At 57.6% G+C, this 20,621-nt stretch carries 18 protein-coding genes; 6 read left to right on the forward strand and 12 right to left on the reverse strand.

The features are described 5' to 3' along the window. Positions 1–2: 2 nt before the first annotated feature. On the forward strand, positions 3–1,298 hold the full coding sequence (locus tag ACP2AU_RS12980) for a YeaH/YhbH family protein (protein ID WP_426376629.1): 1,296 nt from the start codon (positions 3–5) through the stop codon (positions 1,296–1,298). Next, positions 1,295–2,854: a SpoVR family protein gene (locus ACP2AU_RS12985; protein ID WP_426376630.1), complete on the forward strand. Its 1,560-nt coding sequence runs from the start codon at positions 1,295–1,297 to the stop codon at positions 2,852–2,854. Before ACP2AU_RS12980 ends, ACP2AU_RS12985 begins: the two co-directional genes overlap by 4 nt. 50 nt (positions 2,855–2,904) lie before the next feature. Here ACP2AU_RS12985 and ACP2AU_RS12990 read toward each other — a convergent pair whose 3' ends face one another. Both ACP2AU_RS12990 and ACP2AU_RS12995 read right to left on the reverse strand, forming a co-directional pair. Beyond that, positions 2,905–4,263 (reverse strand): TrpB-like pyridoxal phosphate-dependent enzyme, encoded by a 1,359-nt coding sequence (locus ACP2AU_RS12990; protein WP_426376631.1) that lies wholly within the window; start codon positions 4,261–4,263, stop codon positions 2,905–2,907. A gap of 32 nt (positions 4,264–4,295) precedes the next feature. Further along, the gene (locus tag ACP2AU_RS12995) at positions 4,296–5,180 is read right to left on the reverse strand and encodes a bile acid:sodium symporter family protein (RefSeq protein WP_426376632.1); all 885 of its coding nucleotides are present in this window, start codon (positions 5,178–5,180) and stop codon (positions 4,296–4,298) included. Positions 5,181–5,393: 213 nt separating this feature from the next. Between ACP2AU_RS12995 and ACP2AU_RS13000 the strand changes: the two genes are divergently transcribed. Next, positions 5,394–6,818, forward strand: a complete 1,425-nt coding sequence (locus ACP2AU_RS13000; RefSeq protein ID WP_426376633.1) for a WS/DGAT/MGAT family O-acyltransferase — start codon at positions 5,394–5,396, stop codon at positions 6,816–6,818. Between the two features lie 13 nt (positions 6,819–6,831). Here the strand turns inward: ACP2AU_RS13000 and ACP2AU_RS13005 are convergent, their stop codons facing one another. Beyond that, on the reverse strand, positions 6,832–7,455 hold the full coding sequence (locus ACP2AU_RS13005) for a TetR family transcriptional regulator (RefSeq protein ID WP_426376634.1): 624 nt from the start codon (positions 7,453–7,455) through the stop codon (positions 6,832–6,834). A gap of 195 nt (positions 7,456–7,650) precedes the next feature. Between ACP2AU_RS13005 and ACP2AU_RS13010 the strand changes: the two genes are divergently transcribed. Both ACP2AU_RS13010 and ACP2AU_RS13015 read left to right on the forward strand, forming a co-directional pair. Further along, on the forward strand, positions 7,651–8,757 hold the full coding sequence (locus tag ACP2AU_RS13010) for a ferredoxin reductase (protein ID WP_426376635.1): 1,107 nt from the start codon (positions 7,651–7,653) through the stop codon (positions 8,755–8,757). Between the two features lie 45 nt (positions 8,758–8,802). Continuing rightward, entirely contained in the window at positions 8,803–9,876 is a 1,074-nt protein-coding gene (locus tag ACP2AU_RS13015) for a fatty acid desaturase family protein (protein WP_426376636.1), read from the forward strand. An 81-nt stretch (positions 9,877–9,957) separates the two neighbouring features. Here ACP2AU_RS13015 and ACP2AU_RS13020 read toward each other — a convergent pair whose 3' ends face one another. Both ACP2AU_RS13020 and ACP2AU_RS13025 read right to left on the reverse strand, forming a co-directional pair. Beyond that, positions 9,958–10,395 carry an RrF2 family transcriptional regulator gene (locus ACP2AU_RS13020; RefSeq protein WP_426376637.1) on the reverse strand — a complete coding sequence of 146 codons (438 nt, stop codon included), beginning with the start codon at positions 10,393–10,395 and terminating at the stop codon, positions 9,958–9,960. Between the two features lie 25 nt (positions 10,396–10,420). Continuing rightward, positions 10,421–10,789 (reverse strand): YbaN family protein, encoded by a 369-nt coding sequence (locus ACP2AU_RS13025; RefSeq protein WP_426376638.1) that lies wholly within the window; start codon positions 10,787–10,789, stop codon positions 10,421–10,423. A gap of 183 nt (positions 10,790–10,972) precedes the next feature. Here ACP2AU_RS13025 and moaA point away from each other — a divergent pair, with 183 nt between their 5' ends. Next, the gene (moaA, locus tag ACP2AU_RS13030; RefSeq protein ID WP_426376639.1) at positions 10,973–11,965 is read left to right on the forward strand and encodes a GTP 3',8-cyclase MoaA; all 993 of its coding nucleotides are present in this window, start codon (positions 10,973–10,975) and stop codon (positions 11,963–11,965) included. Positions 11,966–12,240: 275 nt separating this feature from the next. Here moaA and ACP2AU_RS13035 read toward each other — a convergent pair whose 3' ends face one another. The 7 genes from ACP2AU_RS13035 to ACP2AU_RS13065 form a co-directional block, all read right to left on the reverse strand. Beyond that, a complete protein-coding gene (locus ACP2AU_RS13035; RefSeq protein WP_426376640.1) occupies positions 12,241–12,831 on the reverse strand; it encodes a nitrous oxide reductase accessory protein NosL in 591 nt (196 codons plus the stop codon). 22 nt (positions 12,832–12,853) lie between these two features. Beyond that, on the reverse strand, positions 12,854–13,684 hold the full coding sequence (locus ACP2AU_RS13040; RefSeq protein ID WP_426376641.1) for an ABC transporter permease: 831 nt from the start codon (positions 13,682–13,684) through the stop codon (positions 12,854–12,856). After that, positions 13,681–14,613: an ABC transporter ATP-binding protein gene (locus ACP2AU_RS13045; protein ID WP_426376642.1), complete on the reverse strand. Its 933-nt coding sequence runs from the start codon at positions 14,611–14,613 to the stop codon at positions 13,681–13,683. Before ACP2AU_RS13045 ends, ACP2AU_RS13040 begins: the two co-directional genes overlap by 4 nt. After that, the gene (locus ACP2AU_RS13050; protein WP_426376643.1) at positions 14,610–15,878 is read right to left on the reverse strand and encodes a nitrous oxide reductase family maturation protein NosD; all 1,269 of its coding nucleotides are present in this window, start codon (positions 15,876–15,878) and stop codon (positions 14,610–14,612) included. Before ACP2AU_RS13050 ends, ACP2AU_RS13045 begins: the two co-directional genes overlap by 4 nt. Positions 15,879–15,950: 72 nt before the next feature. Beyond that, positions 15,951–17,846 (reverse strand): TAT-dependent nitrous-oxide reductase, encoded by a 1,896-nt coding sequence (gene nosZ, locus ACP2AU_RS13055; RefSeq protein ID WP_426376644.1) that lies wholly within the window; start codon positions 17,844–17,846, stop codon positions 15,951–15,953. An 82-nt stretch (positions 17,847–17,928) separates the two neighbouring features. Beyond that, positions 17,929–20,034, reverse strand: a complete 2,106-nt coding sequence (gene nosR, locus ACP2AU_RS13060; protein WP_426376696.1) for a transcriptional regulator NosR — start codon at positions 20,032–20,034, stop codon at positions 17,929–17,931. 144 nt (positions 20,035–20,178) lie between these two features. Continuing rightward, positions 20,179–20,580, reverse strand: a complete 402-nt coding sequence (locus tag ACP2AU_RS13065; protein ID WP_426376645.1) for a ribonucleotide reductase subunit alpha — start codon at positions 20,578–20,580, stop codon at positions 20,179–20,181. Between the last annotated feature and the right edge of the window lie 41 nt (positions 20,581–20,621).

Raw genomic sequence — 20,621 nt, forward strand, 5'->3', positions numbered from 1 at the left:
CCATGGGAATGACCCACATTGTTGACCGGCGACTGAACGGCAAGAACAAGAGCGCAGTGAATCGGGAACGGTTCCTGCGCCGGTACCGCCACCACATCAAAAAAGCGGTGTCGGACGCGGTTCAGAAGCGCTCCATCACCGATATCGAACGGGGCGAGAAGGTAAGTATTCCCGCCCGGGATATCGACGAACCGATTTTCCACCATGGCCAGGGGGGCCGACACGAGGTGGTGCACCCCGGCAACCAGGAATGGGTGGCTGGCGACACCATCCCCAAGCCCGAGGGCGGCGGTGGTCAGGGCCAGGGACAAGGTCAGGCCAGTCCCGACGGCGAGGGTATGGACGAATTCGCGTTCCAGATCACCCAGGAAGAATTCCTCGATTTTCTGTTCGACGATCTGGAGCTACCCAACCTGGCCCGGAAAAAACTGAAAGACACAGAAGCGTTCAGCTATGTTCGCTCCGGCTTCACCACCCAGGGCGTTCCTGCCAAGCTGGATGTGGTTCGATCTCTTCGGGGAGCCCATGCCCGCCGGCTGGGGCTCGGCGGAGCACGCAAGAAAAAGATCCGGGATCTGGAACAGCAGCTGCAGGCGCTGAAAAGTGCCCCGGAAGAGCTTGATCCGGCCTTTAGCCACGAGGACCAGATAAAAGTTCTGGAAGAGGAAATTGCGCGGCTGAAAGCCAACGTGAAGCGCATTCCGTTTATCGACGAGATCGATCTGCGCTACCGCCAACACCTGAAGCAGCCCAAACCCGCCACCAGCGCAGTGATGTTCTGCCTGATGGACGTGTCCGGCTCCATGACCCAGATGCACAAGGACATCGCCAAGCGCTTTTTCATCTTGCTGTATCTGTTCCTGAAAAAGAACTACAAGAAAATCGAGGTGGTGTTTATCCGGCACCATACCAGCGCCAAGGAAGTGGATGAGGAAGAGTTTTTCTACAGCCGGGAAACCGGGGGCACCATTGTCTCCAGCGCCCTGAAGCTGATGCACCGGATTGTCGAGGCCCGATACTCGCCGGCGGAATGGAACATCTACGCCGCCCAGGCATCGGACGGCGATAACTGGAACGACGACTCGCCGGTCTGCGGCAAGATTCTGTCCGAGCGGATACTGCCTCTGGTGCAGTACTACTCTTACATCGAGATTACGCCGCAGGACCATCAGATGCTCTGGTACGAATACGAGAGAATCATGGAACAGTTCCCTCAGTGCTTCGCCATGCAGCAGATTGCCGATCCGGGCGATATTTACCCGGTCTTCAGACAGTTGTTCGAGAGGAAAGCGGCATGAGTAGCCTGATTGATCGCCCGAACGCACCGGAGAACGAACAACCCCGGGCAGGCACGCCCATTTCCACCAGCTCGGAGTGGTCGTTTGAGCTGATCCAGAAATACAACGAAGAGATTGCCACGTGCGCTGCCGAGTTTGGTTTGGATACTTACCCGAACCAGATCGAGGTGATCACGGCCGAACAGATGATGGACGCCTACAGCTCCGTTGGAATGCCCGTGGGCTATCACCACTGGTCGTTCGGCAAGCAGTTTCTGCAAACCTCGAAGGGCTATCAGCGCGGGCAAATGGGTCTGGCCTACGAGATTGTCATCAACTCCAACCCCTGCATCGCCTATCTGATGGAAGAGAATACCCTGCCCATGCAGGCGCTGGTGATTGCGCACGCCAGCTATGGCCACAATTCGTTCTTCAAGGGCAACTATCTGTTCCGCACCTGGACCGACGCCAGTGCCATCATCGATTATCTTGTGTTCGCCCGGAACTACGTCTCCGAGTGCGAGGAACGCCATGGCGTAGATGCGGTAGAAGAAATACTCGATTCCTGCCACGCCCTGATGAACTACGGCGTTGACCGCTACAAACGCCCTGCACCGATTTCCGCCGCCGAGGAAGCCCGCCGACAGACAGAACGAGAAGACTACGAGCAGCGTCGCATCAACGACCTGTGGCGCACCATTCCCAGAGCCGAAGGCGATGACGACCCGGTTCACCGCCGGCCACGGTACCCGGAAGAACCCCAGGAAAACCTGCTGTACTTTATTGAGAAGAACGCACCGTTGCTGGAAACCTGGCAGCGGGAGCTGGTGCGCATTGTGCGCAAGCTGGCCCAGTACTTCTACCCACAACGCCAGACCCAGGTGATGAACGAGGGCTGGGCAACCTTCTGGCACTACACGCTGCTGCACCGGATGTACGACAAGGGGCTGGTGAACGATGGCTTCATGCTGGAGTTCCTGCAAAGCCACTCGGCGGTGGTTTACCAGCCGCCGTTCAACAGCCCGTGGTATTCCGGCCTCAACCCCTACACCCTGGGGTTTTCCATCTTCACCGATATTCGACGGATCTGCGAACACCCCACCGATGAAGACCGGGAGTGGTTTCCGGACATTGCCGGCACAGACTGGCTGAAGACCCTGCATTTCGCCATGCACAATTTCAAGGATGAAAGCTTTATCCAGCAGTTCCTGTCACCGAAAGTGATGCGTGATCTCAGGCTGTTTGCCATCGAGAACGATGATCAGGAAGACCACTACACCATCACCGCAATTCACGACGATCCCGGGTATCGAACCCTACGCGAAAAACTGGCGCGCCAGTACAACCTCAGCTATCGCGAGCCGAACATTCAGGTCTGGAGCGTGGATGTGCGGGGTGACCGGTCTCTGACCCTCCGTCACATACCGGTAGACCGGGTGCCGTTGAGCCCCGCAACCGACGAGGTACTGAAACACGTGCACCGGTTATGGGGCTTTGATGTGCATCTGGAGAGTGTGGATGACGGTACTGTCGTTGAAGCGCATCACTGCCCGCCCCACACCACTGAGGCGGACTGAGTATCGGTGCGATTGGTGGAACGGTGTTCCGGCCAGGTCTCAGGGAATAGTCAGGCGCCGACGGATGGCAATCCGGACAACGCCATGGCCATTTCCTGTTCACTGTACTCGTGATCGCTCAATTCTCCGGCGAAGTACGAGGTGTAGGCCGCCATATCAAAATGGCCGTGCCCGCAAAGGTTGAACAGGATCACTTCTTCCCTGCCTTCACGCTTGCAACGCAAGGCCTCATCGATAGCGCCCTTAACCGCATGGTTGGCCTCGGGGGCCGGGACAATGCCCTCATGCCGGGCGAACAGCACGCCTGCCTCAAAACACTCGCGCTGGGTATAAGACACCGCGTCGAACAGCCCCAGCTCCTTTGCGTGCGACACCATCGGCGCCATGCCGTGATAACGCAGACCGCCGGCGTGGAAACCCGGTGGGGTAAAACCTGCCCCCAGCGTGTGCATCTTGGTCAGCGGCGTCATCTGGGCTGTATCACCGTAATCGTAAGCGTACTTCCCGCGGGTCAACGTCGGGCACGCAGACGGCTCCACCGCCACAATCCGTGACTTCTCTCCCCCTCGCAACGCATGGCCCATGAACGGGAAGGCAATGCCGGCAAAGTTGGAACCACCACCGGTACAGCCGACAATGACATCCGGCCAGCAATCCGCCATTTCCATCTGCTTCATGGACTCCAGGCCGATCACCGTCTGGTGCAACAACACATGGTTCAGCACCGACCCCAGTGCATATTTGGTATGCGGGTCCTGAACGGCCAGTTCGACCGCTTCGGAAATGGCCACACCCAGGCTGCCGGTATGGTCCGGATTCTCCGCCAGCACCTTACGACCAAACTCTGTCAGGTCAGAGGGTGATGCCACACATTGGCCACCGTAGGTTTCCATCACCGCCCGGCGATAGGGCTTCTGGTTATAGGACACCCGAACTTGGAAGACGGTTACATCCATATCGAACAGGGAGCCGGCAAACGACAGAGAGGTGCCCCACTGGCCTGCACCGGTTTCGGTAGTCAGCCGCCGTGTACCCGCTTCGCGATTGAAAAACGCCTGGGGAATGGCCGAATTGGGTTTGTGACTGCCGGCCGGGCTGCCGCCCTCATACTTGTAGAAAATCCTGGCCGGTGTGCCGAGCGCTTTCTCCAGCCGATGCGCCCGGAACATCGGGGCTGGCCGCCACATCCGGTAGACATCACGCACGGGTTCGGGAATCTCCACCTCCCGCTCTGTCGTCATTTCCTGTTCGATCAGCGATGGCGGAAACAGTGGTTCCAGGTCTGCCGCACCCACCGGTTGTTTTGTTCCCGGGTGCAGAACCTCCGGGAGTGGCTCGGGAAAATCGGCCTGCAGGTTGTACCAGTGCGTCGGCATCTGATCTTCGTCGAGCAAGAACTTGGTTTTCATAATGGTAAGATCCTGATGTTGTACAGAATTTTTCAATCAGCCTTGCCGACCGAGCCGGCAGGAATCACTCGCCGGCCATACATCGCCAGCAGAAAACCTATCGGGAACATGAGCACACCGTAAACGGCGGCGGGAATCGACATGGCGCTGGATTCGAGCAGCGTCAGCGTGACCATCAGCCCGATCGTACCGTTTTTGACGCCGAGCTCTACCGCCACGGCCAGGGACTCTCGCTGGGTCAGCCCGGCCACGCGGCCAACCAGCAACCCGAGAATAATCCCGGCCACATTCAGGGCAATGGTGGAGGGCCCGGCCTGCCGGAGCAGGTCCCACATCTGATCCCGGACACCGTACAACAGCGCCACAATCAGCCCCGCCAGTACGATCCCCCCGAAAATACTCACCAGGCTCTCGGCTTTGCGCGCCAGTTCAGGCTTGCGCGTCCGCACCAACATCCCAATGGCGACCGGCAACAGAACGATAACCACCAGCATGACAATGGTCTTGCCCACCGGCAGCGAGATATTTTCTTCCGTGCCCATGAAATGCTGCAACGCCACGTTGGTAAACAATGGCAGCGTGATGATGGTGATCAGGCTGGCGGAAACCGTCAGCACGATAGAAAGTGCGATATTGCCCCGGGACAACAGGACGAACAAATTGGAGGTGGTGCCACCCGGACACGCCGCAATAATCACCAGGCCAACGGCAATGGCCGGTGACACGCCAAACAGATAGGCCAGCCCGAATGCCACCAGTGGCATCAGCAGAATCTGAGCCAAAGTACCCACAATCATACCTTTGGGGTATACCGCAACCTGGCGGAAATCCCGCAAGGTGAGGGTCATGCCAATACCGATCATGATAATGAACAATGCAACCGGCAAACCTGCCGAAATCAGCGGGCTGGATTCCACGCTACCTCCAATCTTGTTTTTGTCAGAATCTTCAGGAAATGAAGTTAGCACACGAACCTTAAGTTCCGTAGCGCCGGTTCGCGACATTGTGTAACCGTGAAACCCTGCAAAAGGTTGGAACAGAATCCGCGTTTTGATCGTGTGGGCCTGCGGTTATCAGTATACTTGCAGGAAACAAACAAAATATAAATGACTGGCGGAGAACAACAAGGAATGAAACGTCTCGGAACACTGGATGCTTCCTGGCTGGCGGTTGAATCTGAAGACACGCCGATGCACGTGGGCACGCTGCAGATTTTCTCGCTCCCGGACGGAGCCCCCGACACTTTCCTGCGTGACATGGTTACTCGCATGAAAGAAGCCGGCGATGTCGCGCCTCCCTGGGGCTGCAAACTGGTCTGGCCGGGTTTTCTGGGGCGTGTGGTAGCCCCCTTCTGGAAGATCGACAAAAACATCGATCTGGATTACCACGTTCGCCACTCCGCACTGCCACGTCCGGGCGGCGAACGGGAGCTGGGCATTCTGGTTTCCCGGCTGCATTCCCACCCACTGGATTTTTCCCGACCACTGTGGGAATGCCACGTAATTGAAGGGCTGGAAAACAACCGCTTTGGCCTGTATACCAAAATGCATCACTCGATGATTGACGGCATCAGTGGCGTGCGGCTGATGCAGAGGGTACTCGCGACCGACCCCGAACGCCGGAATATGCCACCGCCCTGGACGGTGCGCCCGCATCAACGCCGTGGCTCCAAGACCGATCAGGAAGCCAGCGTACCGGCAGCGATTTCCCAGGCCATGGACGCCCTGAAGCTGCAAGCCGATATGGCCCCCCGGCTCTGGCAGGCCGGCAATCGGCTGGTGCACTCGGTGCGCCACCCGGAAGACGGGCTGACGGCCCCGTTCACCGGCCCGGTCTCGATTCTCAACCACCGGGTAACAGCCCAGCGGCGTTTCGCGACACAACATTATCAACTGGACCGGCTGAAAAACCTGGCCCACGCTTCCGGCAGCTCTCTCAACGACATCGTGCTGTACCTTTGCGGCACCGCCTTGAGGCGCTTTCTGGTAGAACAGGACAACCTGCCCGATATCCCGCTGACTGCGGGCATTCCGGTCAATATCCGGCCAGCAGATGACGAGGGCACCGGCACCCAGATCAGCTTTATGATTGCGTCACTGGCCACCGACGAAGCAGACCCACTGAACCGCCTGCAACAGATCAAAGCTTCGACCCGGCGGGCCAAGGAACATCTGCAGAAGCTGCCTCGCAGTGCCCTCACCCAATACACCATGTTGCTGATGTCACCGTACATTCTGCAGCTGATGTCCGGGCTGGGCGGCCGTATGCGCCCGGTGTTCAACGTGACTATTTCGAACGTTCCAGGGCCTGAAGACACTCTGTATTACGAAGGTGCCCGGCTTGAGGCCATGTACCCGGTGTCGCTGATAGCCCATGGTGGCGCACTGAACATTACCTGCCTGAGCTATGCGGGATCACTGAACTTTGGTTATACCGGCTGCCGGGATACCTTGCCCAGTATGCAGAAACTCGCGGTTTATACCGGCGAGGCCCTGGACGAGCTGGAATCGCTGGTGCTGCCGCCAAAGAAAAAGCGTACCCGAACCAAAAAATAGTCCCTGAGCGGGGTCAGTCACTTTGCCAGTGGCCGGCTCCGACAAAGATCATCTGCAGGAATCGGGTGGTGCGTTTTCGTATCTGCCCGACCTGATAATCATCGTCTTCGGCGATGCTGAGCAGGTCAGTCAGACTGAAGGCGACCGTGCGCACGACCAGATCGCAGGTCATATCCAGATCGGCATCGCTCAGGTGCTCCATGAGCCGGAGCCGCCTTAAATCGTGGGCCAGTTCGCTGGCGAAAAAGCGCATTTCACTGCGAATTCCCTCCTGCACAGCGCGGCTTCCTCCAGCGAGCCCCTGCGCCATAAACAGAAAGAAGCTGCGATTAGCCTGGGCATGGGCCACAAAGATGCCGACCGATTCCTCAATCAGCTTGTCCGCCTGCAGCACATTGGCGCGGGCTTCCCGCATCATGCGCCGGAGAACCAGCCCCAGTTCATCCACCAGTTGCAGGCCCAGGTCATCCACACTGCGAAAGTGGCGATAGAAGGACGTTGGCACCACGCCGGCCTGCCTTGTCACTTCACGAATGCCCAGGCTGGCAAAATGCCGGCCTTTTCCCACCAGTGTCAGCGCCGCGTTCATCAGCTTGGCGCGGGTTTCACCGGGTCTGCGTTTCTGTCTGTCTGCCATAGCCTGCCTGTCACTCCCGTTGCGGTCACAAGTGTACACATCTGAGCGCAGAAAAGTCCGCGAAACTTGTCATTACGAGCCAATGGCGCGGTTAACGGATTGCCTCAACACCACCTCGTGTGTACATTCGTACACATAAGTGAACAAGTGTACACGCGGAACCAGAATCCGGGCACCGACCATGGGAGCAACCCTATGCTGGCGAAGACGACAAAGACTCGCGCTATACACTGGCTTGGCCGACAATTACTGAATCGCAGTAATCCCGGTAGCTTTTTCGATCCTGTCTCGGAAGTGATCAACCCCATGTGGGTACAAGCGTACACTCCCGCCCAAGTCGAGCGTGTCCTGACAGAGACCCACGACACCAAAACCCTTGTTGTCAGACCCGCCAGCCGATGGGGTGGTTTTCGTGCCGGCCAGCACGTCAACCTCCGTGTCGAAATCGATGGCGTGCGGAGGCAGCGCACCTTCAGCCTGTCGAGTTCTCCCGAACGCTGGGAGAACAGAGGCCAGATCACCCTGACCATCAAGCGCCAGAACGGCGGACTGGTAACCAACTGGCTGCACGATCATCTTGAGGAAGGTGCAGTGCTCGGGCTGACCGACGCCTTTGGCGATTTCCTGGTGCCCACAACCGCAAAACCCGTTCTGTTTATTGCCGGGGGCAGCGGTATTACGCCGATTCTGAGCCAGCTGGAAAGCATGGCAGCACAGAACTACCGGGCACCGGTAACCCTGCTCTACTTCGTCAGGACGCAGGACGATGTCATTGCAGGTGAAAAACTGCGGGCTCTGGCCGAACAGCTTACGGCCCTGACCGTCCGGGTTGTGGCTACCCACGAACATGATCAGCCACGATACCTGAACGACGCCGACCTCGACGCGATCACCGGCCTGGCAGACCGGGAGGTCTATCTGTGCGGACCTGTGGGGCTGATGAACCTGGCCCGGGCACTGCTGAGCCGGCGAGGCATCGGCGACGAGCAGACACACCGCACCTTCTTCGCTCCCCCGGCCAACGCCAGTGCCCGCCCGGGCGCCCTCGGAGGCGAGGTGCGCTTTTCCCGCAGCGATCTCAGTGTGGATTCTTCGGGCGATGCCACCCTGCTGGACATTGCAGAAGCGGCCGGGCTGGCCCCTCCATACGGCTGCCGCATGGGTATCTGCCACCAGTGCAGTTGCAGGAAAACCAGCGGCACCGTGGTTAACCGTTTGACGGGCAAGGCCTCCAGCCCCGGAGACGAGAGCATTCAGCTCTGCATTTCCGTACCCCATGGCCCTGTGACCCTGGAAGTGTAACGCACAGCATTCGAGCGCAGCCTGTTAAAGCCGCAAGGAGAACTTATGATCAAGCTTGACGAACAACAGCTCAACGAACTTCAGAAAGACCTGGATGCCGTTCGCGATGAGGTATTGGCAGATCTGGGCGAACGGGATGCCCGCTATATTCGCAGAGTCGTTCGGTTGCATCGTGCGCTGGAAGTCGGTGGCCGGGTGATGATGCCTTTTGGCTTTATTCCGCCGGTATTTGTAGCCGCCACCGCAACCCTCGGCGTGGCCAAGATTCTGGAGAACATGGAAATCGGCCATAACGTGATGCACGGACAGTATGACTGGATGAACGACCCCACCCTGAACTCCCGAACCTATGAATGGGACACCGTGTGTACCAGCGAATCCTGGCGCCGGACCCACAATTACGAACACCACACCTACACCAACATCATTGGCAAGGACCGGGATTACGGCTATGCCGTTTTGCGCCTGAGTGACGACGAGCCCTGGAAGCCCTGGCACACACTGCAGTTTCTCAACTACATTCTGCTGACCGTGTTCTTCCAGTGGGGCGTCGGCCTGCATGAACTGGAAACGGAAAAACTCCGGCGTGGCGAAATCTCCTGGCGGGACAAGCTGCCGTTCCTGAAAGATTTTGCCCGCAAAGGCGGCCGTCAGGCGTTCAAGGATTACGTGTTTTTTCCGCTGCTGACCCTGCCCGTGGCGCCGATCGTATTGGCGGGTAACGTCGGCGCCAATCTCATCCGCAACGTCTGGTCGTCAACGGTCATCTTCTGCGGCCACTTTACCCAGGATGCAGAAACCTTCAGCGAGATAGAATGCGAGGGCGAGAGCAAAGGGCACTGGTACCTGCGCCAGCTGACCGGCTCGTCCAACTTTACCGGAGGCCGGTGGCTGCATATCCTGAGCGGGCACCTGAGCTATCAGGTTGAACACCACGTGTTCCCGGATCTGCCGGCCCATCGCTACCCTGAGCTTTCGGAGCGGGTACAGGAGATTTGCCGGAAACATGGCATTCACTACAATACCGGCACCTTTCGGGATCAGTACCAGACCGTGTTGAAACGGGTGTTGCGCTATTCGCTGCCGGAGCGGGCGAGCCGGCTTCTGCTCAAGGCGTAGGCCGGCGTTTGGGATGGGCAGCCTGATGGCCGGCGGACCGCACTGAAGCTATGGTGCGCCGGCTCACAAGACCACGCGATGTCATGCGATTTGCAGGAGTCTCAGTAGCTGGGGACGATGGTGTTCCTGGACAACATCTGCCAGGGTGTACTTGTCGAGAACACCGAGAAAAGCCTTGAGGGCTTCTCCAAACATCGATTTTAGGCCACATACCGGCGTTATCCTGCAGGCGTTGTTTGCCGAAAAACACTCCACAATATTCAGATCCTGCTCAGTCTCCCTGACCAGAATACCGATGTTGATGTCCCGGGGGGCCATCCGCAACCTCATACCGCCTTTCTTGCCGCGGATCGTTTCGATGTAGCCTTTTTTGTTCAACTGATGGACCACTTTCATCAGATGATTTTTGGAAATGTCGTAGCTATCGGCAATTTCCTGGATTGTGGTCAGGCGATCACCCTCTGCCGCCAGATAAATCAGCACTCTGAGTGAATAATCGGTGTAACGGGTGATGTGCATTCATAGCTCCAGTAAAACGAAAACCCTAGTAAGACGGCCGGGTCAGCATGTAACAGGCAACCCCCGCCAGAAACACCCCCGAAATAACCAGTACGAAACCTGGCGAACCAAGCCACGCCAGCGTGCTCCAGCTGAACCCCATCATCGCAAACGCCAAGACCTTGGCCTTGCGGGGGATCGCTTTGCGCAGGCGCCACTCCGCAATAGCCGGGCCAAACCTGGGGTGCTGCTCCAGCCAGTGCGCAAAGGCCGGTGATCCCTTGCTGGCAAAAAATGCCGCGAGGATCACAAACGGTGTGGTCGGCAATAAAGGAAGAGCGATACCAATCACACCCAGTCCTGCGCTGATATACGCAAGAATTCGAAAACCGGTTCTACCCTTTAGCATGGCCATGACAAGGGCCTCTTGGCGATTAATACCTGTATTAATTCTACCGAGAATCCGCCCATAGGTCTTCCCCGGAGTGCCCCGCTGCGTAAGGTCCGTAGTAATACTCCGCGAGGGGTATCGGAATCGGTCGGCTTGTTTGCCATAATTGGTCTAAACTGTAGGTGACACTGGAACAGGATCCGGCCAATGCCCCAGACCCGACTGACAGACCGCTTTGGTCGCACGGTAAACTATGTGCGCCTGTCGGTGACTGATCGTTGCGATTTCCGCTGCGTGTACTGTATGGCGGAAGACATGACATTCCTGCCTCGTCAGCAGGTGCTGACACTGGAGGAAATCGCCCGGGTGGCCCGGAACTTTGTCGCCCTGGGCACAGAGAAAATCCGGCTGACTGGCGGCGAGCCTCTGGTTCGCAAGGACATTCTCGAGCTGGTGCGTGAGATCGGTGGTTACGGCCTGAGGGACTTTGCCATGACGACCAACGGCAGTCAGTTACCGGACATGGCCGAGGATTTGCAGCGCGCCGGTCTCCATCGCCTCAATATCAGTCTCGATTCGCTCGATCCGGAAAAATTCCGCTCCATCACCCGCACCGGCAATCTTGACCGGGTGCTCGACGGCATCGATGCGGCACGGGCAGCCGGTTTCCGCGGTATCAAACTGAACACGGTCGTCATGAAAGGCCGAAACGACGAGGAAATTCCCGAGCTGATCGAGTTTGCCCGTCAAAAGCACGTGGACATTACGTTTATTGAAGAGATGCCGCTGGGCGAGATTTCCGAGCATGATCGCGGGCTGGCGCTGTGCACCAGTGAAGAAGTGCGCGACATTATCCGCAAGCGCCATGAGCTGATTCCGGCCACGGAGGATTCCGGCGGCCCGGCTCGCTATTACCGGATGCCGGGAAGCGATGTGCGAGTTGGATTCATTTCACCCCATTCCCATAATTTTTGCTCAACCTGCAACCGGGTTCGGGTGACCGTGGAGGGGCGGCTGTTGTTGTGTCTCGGCAATGAGCATTCGGTGGATCTTCGCCGGGTTTTGCGCGGGCATCCGGTGACAGATGACAAGCTCCAGGAGACGCTGATCGAGGCCATGGATCTTAAGCCGGAGCGTCATCACTTTTCCAGCAATGGGGATGTGCAAATTCTTCGGTTTATGAATATGACCGGGGGCTGACCTGGGCTGCACACCGATAGATGTAGCCTGCAAATCTGGCGCTTGATCAGGTGCGGGAAGCCTTTCCAAAAAACGCTCCTTCGGCACCCCTTCGGGGTCCGGCCCACAATCACAGATTGTGGTCGCTCAGCTTTCGCATGAAGCTTCGCTTCATAAGCGCTCGGCGGAGCCCCTGTGGCGCTTCTGCTCCGCCATCCCTGGCTCCGCAAATTTTTGGAAAGGCTTCCCGCACCTGATCTTTAGACGACTGGAGTAATCGCCAGGGAGCCCATGTTTTAATGGGCCATTTCAGACTCTCCGTTTACGTCATGGTCTTCATGCATTCCGGCCATATCATCCATCCCGCTCATATCATGCATGGCCGTACCGTTATTCAGATGCTCCAGCGTGACTTCGGCAAATACCAGTACGTTGCCGCCGTGCTCGGCCACGAAGTCCGTGGCGTCGGCCCGCTTGGCAAACGAGGCCAGGGTTGGGCCCATGGCACCGTTGAGGTTTGAGCCAACCACGTAGAACGCGTCACGGGCGTCAATCAGGTGAGTGTCGTCCGGGCTGTCCCAGTGGGTTTCGGCCATGTTGTGAACATAGAGGGTGTGATCGCGGTTTTCGTTTTCCGGCTGCAGAAACCAGGCGAACATATCTTTGGTAGAGCAGAATTTCCGGAGGTTCTGTTCTCGCTCCGTGAAGGCCTGGCCTTTAGGGCCGGGGAAGTTAGTGATGACCATGCCGCAAACGTGGCATTCGTCGCCGGATTCGAAATGCACCGGGTCTGGTTTTTCAACGCTTTCCGGCTCACTGCCGGAGCAGCCGGCCAGGAGGGTGGCGGCGAAGGCGGCGATGAGCCATTTGGTTGCTGGGTTTGCCATGCTTATATGTCTCCGGTCAGAATCAGATTCGTCGGTTTTTGAACAGTAACAGTGCGCCTGCCAGGGGGATGGCACACCACAGGATCAAGCCCAGCCAGAGTCCTGCAGCGCCGATGGGCAAGTCTGCACCGAGGCTGAGCACACCACTGAGTTGACCGCTGTCACCGAAGGCAACGATATTAAGCAGGCGGTAGATATCGGTGGGATTGAGCATCAACAGCCAGGGCAGCAGCTCGGGGTTCAACTTGCCTTCGCTGGCCACCAGGGTGCCCAGCAGCATCAGGTCGAAAATCAGCACAAAGAAAAACCAGATCGCCAACGCCAGGCCCGCCGCCACCGGTTTTTCGCTCACGCGCACGCTGACCAGGTACGCCAGTGCAATAAAGCCCCAGCCCAACAACACAGTAGACCCTACAAAACGCCCCATGGCGACGGCCAATGCGACAATGGCGACATCGTCCACCAGCAACGCAATGGCGATGCCCGCCACTCCAAAACCAATGATGGTGGCCAGCGCCAGGGTCAGCCCGTGGCCCAGAAATTTGCCCAGTAGCAGCTGGTTTTTGCTGAGTGGGTAGGTCATCAGCAGCAATAAGGTGCCGCCCTCTTCTTCCCCGACGATGGCGTCGTAAGCCAACAGCAGTGCAATCAGCGGAATCAGGAAGATCCCCAGGCTCGCGAGGCTGGCAATGGTCGCCGGAGTGGAAGCGTACCCTACCTGCCCGGACGCGGCCGCACCGAACCAGGCGATACCCAGAGCAAGGGTGGCGAAGACTAGAGAAATGGCCACCAGCCAGCGATTACGGAAGCTGTCGCTGAGTTCTTTGCGGGCGATGGTCCAGACGGCATTCATTGGTTTCCCCCCCGGTGGGCCAGGCCCCCTGAACCGATAAAATGTACATAGATGTCTTCGAGGCTGGGCTGGTGGATACCCAGATCTGCCACTTCACCCGACATCATCAAAGTCTTGATGAGCGCCATTTTTTCATGGGGTCTGACATCCACCTGCAGCCGTCCGTTGTCGCTTTTCATCATCAACCCCGCACGCGGCTCAGCCTGATCGATCGTTTTTTCCAGCGCCGACAAGGTGCTCGCTGGCTGGACGGTGAGGGTAACCGGCATATTGGCCTGCCGCCTGAGCGATGGCAGATCGCCAGATGCCTTCAGGGCCCCCTCGGTCAGAATCGCGGCCCGGTCAATGTATGGCTCGACCCCGGGCAAAACATGAGAGCAAAGTACAATACCGGTCCCCTCATCCCGTAGCTGGCGCAACAACCGGTAAAGATCGGCGGTCGCAACCGGGTCCAGGCCCACGGTGGGCTCATCCAGCATCAATAACTTCGGCTTACCCAGCAGAGCCTGGGCCAGCCCCAGCCGCTGGCGCATACCCTTGGAATAGGTTTTGGTACGGGCATCCATGGCATCTCCCAACCCTACCTGCTCCAGCAGTACAGGCACCTGTTTCAACGGTGCGCCTTTGAGGCGGGCAAAGTGGCTGAGTATTTCCCGCCCGGTCAGTTGCGGGTAAAACATCACGTTTTCCGGCAGGTAGCCGATATGCTGGCTTACCTGGGGATCTCCAGCCGTTCCGCCCAGTACCGACACTTTTCCCTCGCTGGGCTGCATCAGGCCCAGGATCAACTTGATCGAGGTGGTCTTCCCCGCCCCGTTATGCCCGAACAGGCCCAGAATCTCTCCCGGCTCCAGCCGCAAATCTATTCCATGCAACACCGTCGCTTTGTCGTAGCGGTGGCTCACATTCTCCAGTCGAAAACAGTTCATCGGATCTCCGATTGCAGATGGTCAGGAACGCGCATCAAGGGATGAGGATCACTCACCCCGGCGGACTTCACTACCGGGAACGCATCCTGCACCCAGCGCAGCGTATCCACGGCCGGGCTGAACATCAGCACCTTGGCCTCGGGGTATTTCCACAGCAGCCGGTCGACGTTGTCGTTCGGCTCATAGGGCACGTCGCCCAGGCCATCCTGATTGCGGTCCCAGCCCAGGTAGTCACTCCAGTAATTGCCCTTGCCATCTTCCGCCCAGGACTGGGTGCGGGTGGCCACATACTTCACCTGGCGCTGGTTCTCTACAAAGGCGTTGTTGAACACCTGATTGTCTTCGGAACCGGCGGTCAGATGAATGCCAATGTTGCTGTGGCCGAAATAGTTACCCTCAAAGGTGTTGTACAGCGAGTTATAGATGAACACAGCTTTGCCCTCGGCACCGGAAATCACCACCCCGGCACTCTGGCCCTGGGACACCCCCGTCACCACGTTATTGCGCAGCTCCGAGTGGGTGATGAAGTTCATCAGAATGCCGTAGTTCTCGTCGTTCTCGGAGCGGTTATTGAATACTTTAAGGTACTTGCTCTGCATCAACGCGTAGCCGGTACGGGTGCCCCGGGTAACGTTGTTTTCCAGCAGATTATGCATCGAATACATGTAATGAATGCCGTAGCGCAAATCGCTCATGACATTACCGCGAATGGTATTGCGGTTAGCCGTTTCTATGTAAATAGCATCCCGGGTCTGGCTGATGTCGTTGCCTTCAATTAAAGCCCCGGTGGTATTGAACAAATGGATTCCGTTGCCCCGGTCCTGAGACCGCAGGCTGGTGTCGCCACGGATATGGTTGCTCCGGACGGTAACATCGGGGGTTGCATCCAGCCAGACTCCGAAAGCCGGGCCCTGCAACCGGTTATCTTCAACCAGCGTTCCACGGGCTTCCCGTGCGATAAAAATTCCGGCATCCAGTTCATTGAGATCATCCCCCCAGTTGCGGATATCACAACCCGAAAAGGTGACCCCACTTGCCAGAATTTCCACCGTATTGCCCAGGCCGCGACCGTCAATGACCGTGTCCCGGGCACAGGAAACCGTGACATCAGGCACTCTGATAACCAGCGGGGATAAGGTATCGGGAGGAAGTTCGTAGGATGACCCCGGAGCCAGGTTGTCCAGCTCTTGCTGCAGGTCCGCGTTGGCGGAGAGCGCAAACAGAGCGACTGACAGGGCCACCCCATAACGCAGTTGTCGATACATCAAAGAAATCTCGGGATAGTGTTAAGTAACACGGGGCGCCTCAGGGGCACCCCGGGTCAGGCGACTATACTATCAGGCCTTCTCGACCAGCATCCGGCCACCCATCTCCATGTGGAGCGCGTGGCAGAACCAGTTACAGTAGTACCAGTAGACACCTGGCTTACCAGCGGTAAAGGTGACAGAAGCGGTCTGCTGCGGGCTGATTTCCATGCTCACGCCGTGGTTGACCATACAGAAGCCGTGGGTGACGTCCTCAACCATATCCAGGTTGGTCACGTACACCGTTACTTCATCACCTTCCTTCACCTTGAACTCGGTCATGCCATACTGCGGTGCAACAGAGGTCATGTAAACACGAACCTTATTGCCGTCGCGGATCACCTTGTTGTCGGATTCCAGAGTGACACCGTCCTTCTCCGCCTGAGCACGACAGCTGGCAAAGTAAGGATCGTCACGCTCGTAGATCTTCTTGGTCTTGATCTGATCACGGCGCACCAGGATGCAGTCGTGCGGTTCAGCGAACGTTGGGCCGTCGTGCACCAGCTTCATTTCATCGCCGGAAATGTCGATCAACTGGTCGTTCTCCGGATGCAGCGGACCAACCGGCAGGAACCGGTCCTTGGAGAACTTGGACAGCACCACCAGCCACTTGCCATCAGCATCCCGGGACTCGGTCAGCGACGCGTGGTTGTGGCCCGGCTGATACTGCACGTCCAGCTTCTGGCGGATGTAGTTTACCTTCTCGCCGTTGTAGTGCTTGATGGCATCGGCAATGTTCCACTTGCACACCTGACTGTCGATAAACAGCGTGGTGTAGGCGTTACCGCGACCATCAAACGTGGTGTGCAGAGGTCCAAGACCCAGCTCCGGCTCGGCCACAATAGTGTCGCGCAGCTCGATCTTGTCGTCGAACAGATCGTCCAGCTTGTCGATCTGGATGACCGATGCGGTCGGAGACAGCTTGCCGTTAGCGATGAAGTACTTGCCATCCGGAGAGGTGTTCAGACCGTGCGGGTTCTTGGGTACCGGGATATAACGGGTAAACTCGGACTTGCCACGGCCGTCGACCACCGGCACTTTGGAATCACCAATGGTTTTGTAGTTACCCGCCTTCACCGCCGCCGCAATGCGCTCGACGTTGAACACCACAACCCAGTCACGATCGTTACGCATGGTGCCCGCCAGATCCGCTGCACGCTCGGAGTTGTAGCAGGTGGACGCGGCGTACTTACCCGTGTAGTCGGCGTCGGTGTTATCGAGGTTACCGTCGACAATTACCTGCCAGGCCACTTCCATGGTTTCCGCGTCGAGCGCGTTAAACATGGTGTAGCTGTTTTCCAGGCTGAAATCGGTGCCGTCATTGGGCTGGGGAATCACAAACTCGGCGTTACAGAAGACGTAGTTGGTCTTCGGGACTTTTTGCAGCCGCAGGCCATGAATCGCCTGCACGTTCGGAATGTGGGTAATTTTGTCCGTCTTCATGATATCCAGACGGATACGGGCAACCCGGGTGTTGGCCTTATCGTTGATGAACAGGTACTTGCCATCGTAACGACCGTCGGTCATGGAAATATGCGGGTGGTGGCAGTCACCGTTCAGGTACTGCTCATCGCCGCCGAGGATTTCCTTACTTTCGTTGGTAATCCCCCAACCGGTTGCCGAATCCACGTTGAACACCGGAATCCGCATCAGCTCGCGCATGGACGGCACGCCCAGCACGCGCACTTCGCCCTGATGACCGCCACTCCAGAAACCGTAATATTCGTCCAGCTCACCCGGCGCAACGTGGGCTTTGTTGCGGGCTTCTTCAGCGGCCGCGGCCCAGGTCTCGCGGGACATCACAGAGGCGCCCAACCCCGTAGCGCCAGCCACACCGGCGAGTGCAGCCGCACCCATAAAGCGACGACGGCTCAGACCACTTTCAGGCACTTCAGGAGTGTCCTTGGTCAGATCATCTCTTTTTTTCATAGCATCCAACTCCGTTATTGGTTATGGCGGTTCTTGCTTCTCATGATTTTCCGGGGCCTTATGGTTGGCTCCTCGGGACTACTCAGTTCACCTGCACCACCGGAATCTCTTCCGGGTGGCCGGGTGCGTTATGACCACGGCGCTTGCCACGGCGCTTCACAATCAGCGGCGGGCACTTGTGGTCATCAAAATAGGTCATCTGACAATCCAGGCAGTAATGGCACTCCATGTAGTTGATCGTGCCGTCCGGATGAATGGCCTGAACTTCACACTCTTTGTCGCACAACCGGCAAGGGTTGCCGCATTCCTTGCGGCGTTTGAGCCAGTCAAATACCCGCAACTTGGTAGGCAGCGCCAGGGCAGCGCCCAGCGGGCACAAATAGCGGCAGTACACCTTGCGGGTAAAGATATTGACCACCAGCAACAGCACCGCGTAGGTCACGAACGGCCAGCTGCGATCGAAATGCAGGGTAATGGCGGTTTTAAAGGGCTCTACTTCGGCCATGCGCTCGGCGGTAGCCATGGATTCCAGGGAGATACCAAACAGCACCAGTAAAATGATGTATTTGATGGCCCACAGGCGCTCATGCCAGGCAAAAGGCACGGTGTACTGGGGCACTTTGAGCTTGCGGGCAATCTCATTGATCAATTCCTGCAAGGCTCCGAACGGACACAGCCATCCGCAATACACCGCCCGCCCCCAGAGCAGGACAATGCCGGCCACCACCGCCCAGAGCACAAACATGATCGGGTCGATGAGGAAAGTTTCCCATTTGAAGCCGCTGATCAGGCTGTTCACGAAGGTCAACACATTGACAATGGAGAGCTGGCCCAGGGCGTACCAGCCGATAAAGAACAGGGTATAAACCAGGAAACCGTGACGGAGCCAGCGCATCATCCTGGGCTTTTGCACCAGCCAGTCCTGGAAGAACAGAATGAACAGGAGCACGGCAATGCCGATGCCCAACACGGTGACCTGGAACTGCTTCTGGTACCACACCTGAACCCAGAGCGGCTGGGTTTCAAGCCATTCCTCTTCTGTCAGGACCGGCTCCGGGCGAGTGTAGTACTGGTCCGGCAGCTGATATTCCAGCGGAAATACCTGAAACTCGCTGTCGAGCGGACCGGTCTGGCGCTTGACCGTCAGCTCCAGCGTCCAGGGCGTGCCCGGGTCAAAGTTATACTGTTGCCGGACAATGAAAATCGCCATTTCCGAAAACTCGGGCATACCCTCGGCGTAGACGTCGCTGAGGCGATGAAAGTCCAGATCCCGGAAATTGAAGGTGTCCCCGAACTGCCGGATCTGTACCCGGTCAAATATACCGCCCCGGACATAACCTGAACCCTTGAAGGAATATTCACCATTGGCCATCACAGCAATGGCGTGCTCACCGTCCTGCAGTTCAGACATCAGCCACTGGTACTGATTTTCACCGAGCAGGTTGCGGCCAATCGTCGGAGCATCCAGGTAGGCGGCGTAAAGATCGATCAGGGCGTCGTCGCGCTCTCCGGCATCGGCGGTTTCAATGCCTTCGGCCGGCGTTCCGACAAAAGAATCATCCACCTGCCCTTTGGTGAGTATCAGGCGGCGCACGGAGCCGTCTCCGGTCAGTTCCTGCCAGGACTTCTCCTGGAACTGGTCCGTCTTCACGTTGGCCATGGGCGGGCGATTGCTTTCTCCGCCTTCCACAATGCCGATTTCCACACCCACCCGGTGGGCTGTGCGCATGATCACCTCGTTGATCACCATAACGGTAACCGTTGCACCCGACAGGCCGTCAACCGCCACTTTGCGCTCAGTGGACGTGCCACCCACGGTTACCCTCTGGTCGGCTTTTAACCCGGTATACTGATCGGTGAAGTCATGCATCTTACTCTCGGGTATACCCACCAGCAGGATCGGCTCGTCATGATGGATGACCTTGGCAGCCCGGATTTCGCCTTCGGTATCGAGCACCACCATCGCGTTGATCGGTTTACCGGAATAGGCGGGCGTCTGGACAAAATCCAGAGACTGGTAGGCATAGCCGATGAGCTCGTCACCGGCATACACCTCTTGAATGGCACGATTACCTTCCATGGGTTGAAGCTTTTCCGCTTCCGGAAAGGCTTTTTCAATAAGCTGGCGCCCGGCCGGGGGACTGTACTCCGATAGTGGCTGGGCCCAGCTCAACGGAGCAGCAAGCATCAATAAGACAGACAGCGCACAACGGATGACGTTTCTCACTACAACTCCCAAAATCCCATGGATTACATCAAGGGTCGTTCAATTTTGAGGAAAATCAAATACCTCTTAGAGGATAGGCCACGACAGACTGCCGCTACCTTGAGGTCAGTCAAGGTTGATGGCGTGGCCAGTTTTATCGAGCGGCAGGTAATTGCCCACGTGCCCCATGCGAATACTCTCCACCATCATGGTCATGGGTTGCTGGGCTTCGTCGCTGGAAGGTGCAATGCCGCCACGGCCGGACATGGCCCCGACAAAGACCATGTCCCAGTCCTGACCCGTCGCGCGGGATTCCTCCGCCAACACATCGAAATAAGGAATCTCATCGGGGGTTTTGTCGACACAGATAACCGGCGTCAGTGCGCCACCCTCGCCGCTTTCAAAAGCAACCCGTTCTGCCGCACTGGCATCTTCTGGCAATTCCGCTTTGCAAAAAACGAACAGAAAGCGCTGGGGCTCCGGTTCTTTCCGGCTGGCCTGAACAAGGTCCTGGTAACTGCTGATCATGTCTATCCCCTGCTGTTCGAGGCTTTAAAAAAACCGGGCCC

The sequence above is a fragment of the Marinobacter sp. VGCF2001 genome, from assembly GCF_049943275.1.
Lineage (GTDB): Bacteria > Pseudomonadota > Gammaproteobacteria > Pseudomonadales > Oleiphilaceae > Marinobacter.

What these genes read in the sequence shown, in the direction of transcription:
- ACP2AU_RS12980 (WP_426376629.1), top strand. Translation starts at nt 3, where the DNA reads ATGGGAATGACCCACATTGTTGACCGGCGACTGAACGGCAAGAACAAG.
- ACP2AU_RS12985 (WP_426376630.1), top strand. Translation starts at nt 1,295, where the DNA reads ATGAGTAGCCTGATTGATCGCCCGAACGCACCGGAGAACGAACAACCC.
- ACP2AU_RS12990 (WP_426376631.1), bottom strand. Translation starts at nt 4,263, where the DNA reads ATGAAAACCAAGTTCTTGCTCGACGAAGATCAGATGCCGACGCACTGG.
- ACP2AU_RS13000 (WP_426376633.1), top strand. Translation starts at nt 5,394, where the DNA reads ATGAAACGTCTCGGAACACTGGATGCTTCCTGGCTGGCGGTTGAATCT.
- ACP2AU_RS13005 (WP_426376634.1), bottom strand. Translation starts at nt 7,455, where the DNA reads ATGGCAGACAGACAGAAACGCAGACCCGGTGAAACCCGCGCCAAGCTG.
- ACP2AU_RS13010 (WP_426376635.1), top strand. Translation starts at nt 7,651, where the DNA reads ATGCTGGCGAAGACGACAAAGACTCGCGCTATACACTGGCTTGGCCGA.
- ACP2AU_RS13015 (WP_426376636.1), top strand. Translation starts at nt 8,803, where the DNA reads ATGATCAAGCTTGACGAACAACAGCTCAACGAACTTCAGAAAGACCTG.
- ACP2AU_RS13020 (WP_426376637.1), bottom strand. Translation starts at nt 10,395, where the DNA reads ATGCACATCACCCGTTACACCGATTATTCACTCAGAGTGCTGATTTAT.
- ACP2AU_RS13025 (WP_426376638.1), bottom strand. Translation starts at nt 10,789, where the DNA reads ATGGCCATGCTAAAGGGTAGAACCGGTTTTCGAATTCTTGCGTATATC.
- moaA (WP_426376639.1), top strand. Translation starts at nt 10,973, where the DNA reads ATGCCCCAGACCCGACTGACAGACCGCTTTGGTCGCACGGTAAACTAT.
- ACP2AU_RS13035 (WP_426376640.1), bottom strand. Translation starts at nt 12,831, where the DNA reads ATGGCAAACCCAGCAACCAAATGGCTCATCGCCGCCTTCGCCGCCACC.
- ACP2AU_RS13040 (WP_426376641.1), bottom strand. Translation starts at nt 13,684, where the DNA reads ATGAATGCCGTCTGGACCATCGCCCGCAAAGAACTCAGCGACAGCTTC.
- ACP2AU_RS13045 (WP_426376642.1), bottom strand. Translation starts at nt 14,613, where the DNA reads ATGAACTGTTTTCGACTGGAGAATGTGAGCCACCGCTACGACAAAGCG.
- ACP2AU_RS13050 (WP_426376643.1), bottom strand. Translation starts at nt 15,878, where the DNA reads ATGTATCGACAACTGCGTTATGGGGTGGCCCTGTCAGTCGCTCTGTTT.
- nosZ (WP_426376644.1), bottom strand. Translation starts at nt 17,846, where the DNA reads ATGAAAAAAAGAGATGATCTGACCAAGGACACTCCTGAAGTGCCTGAA.
- nosR (WP_426376696.1), bottom strand. Translation starts at nt 20,034, where the DNA reads ATGCTTGCTGCTCCGTTGAGCTGGGCCCAGCCACTATCGGAGTACAGT.
- ACP2AU_RS13065 (WP_426376645.1), bottom strand. Translation starts at nt 20,580, where the DNA reads ATGATCAGCAGTTACCAGGACCTTGTTCAGGCCAGCCGGAAAGAACCG.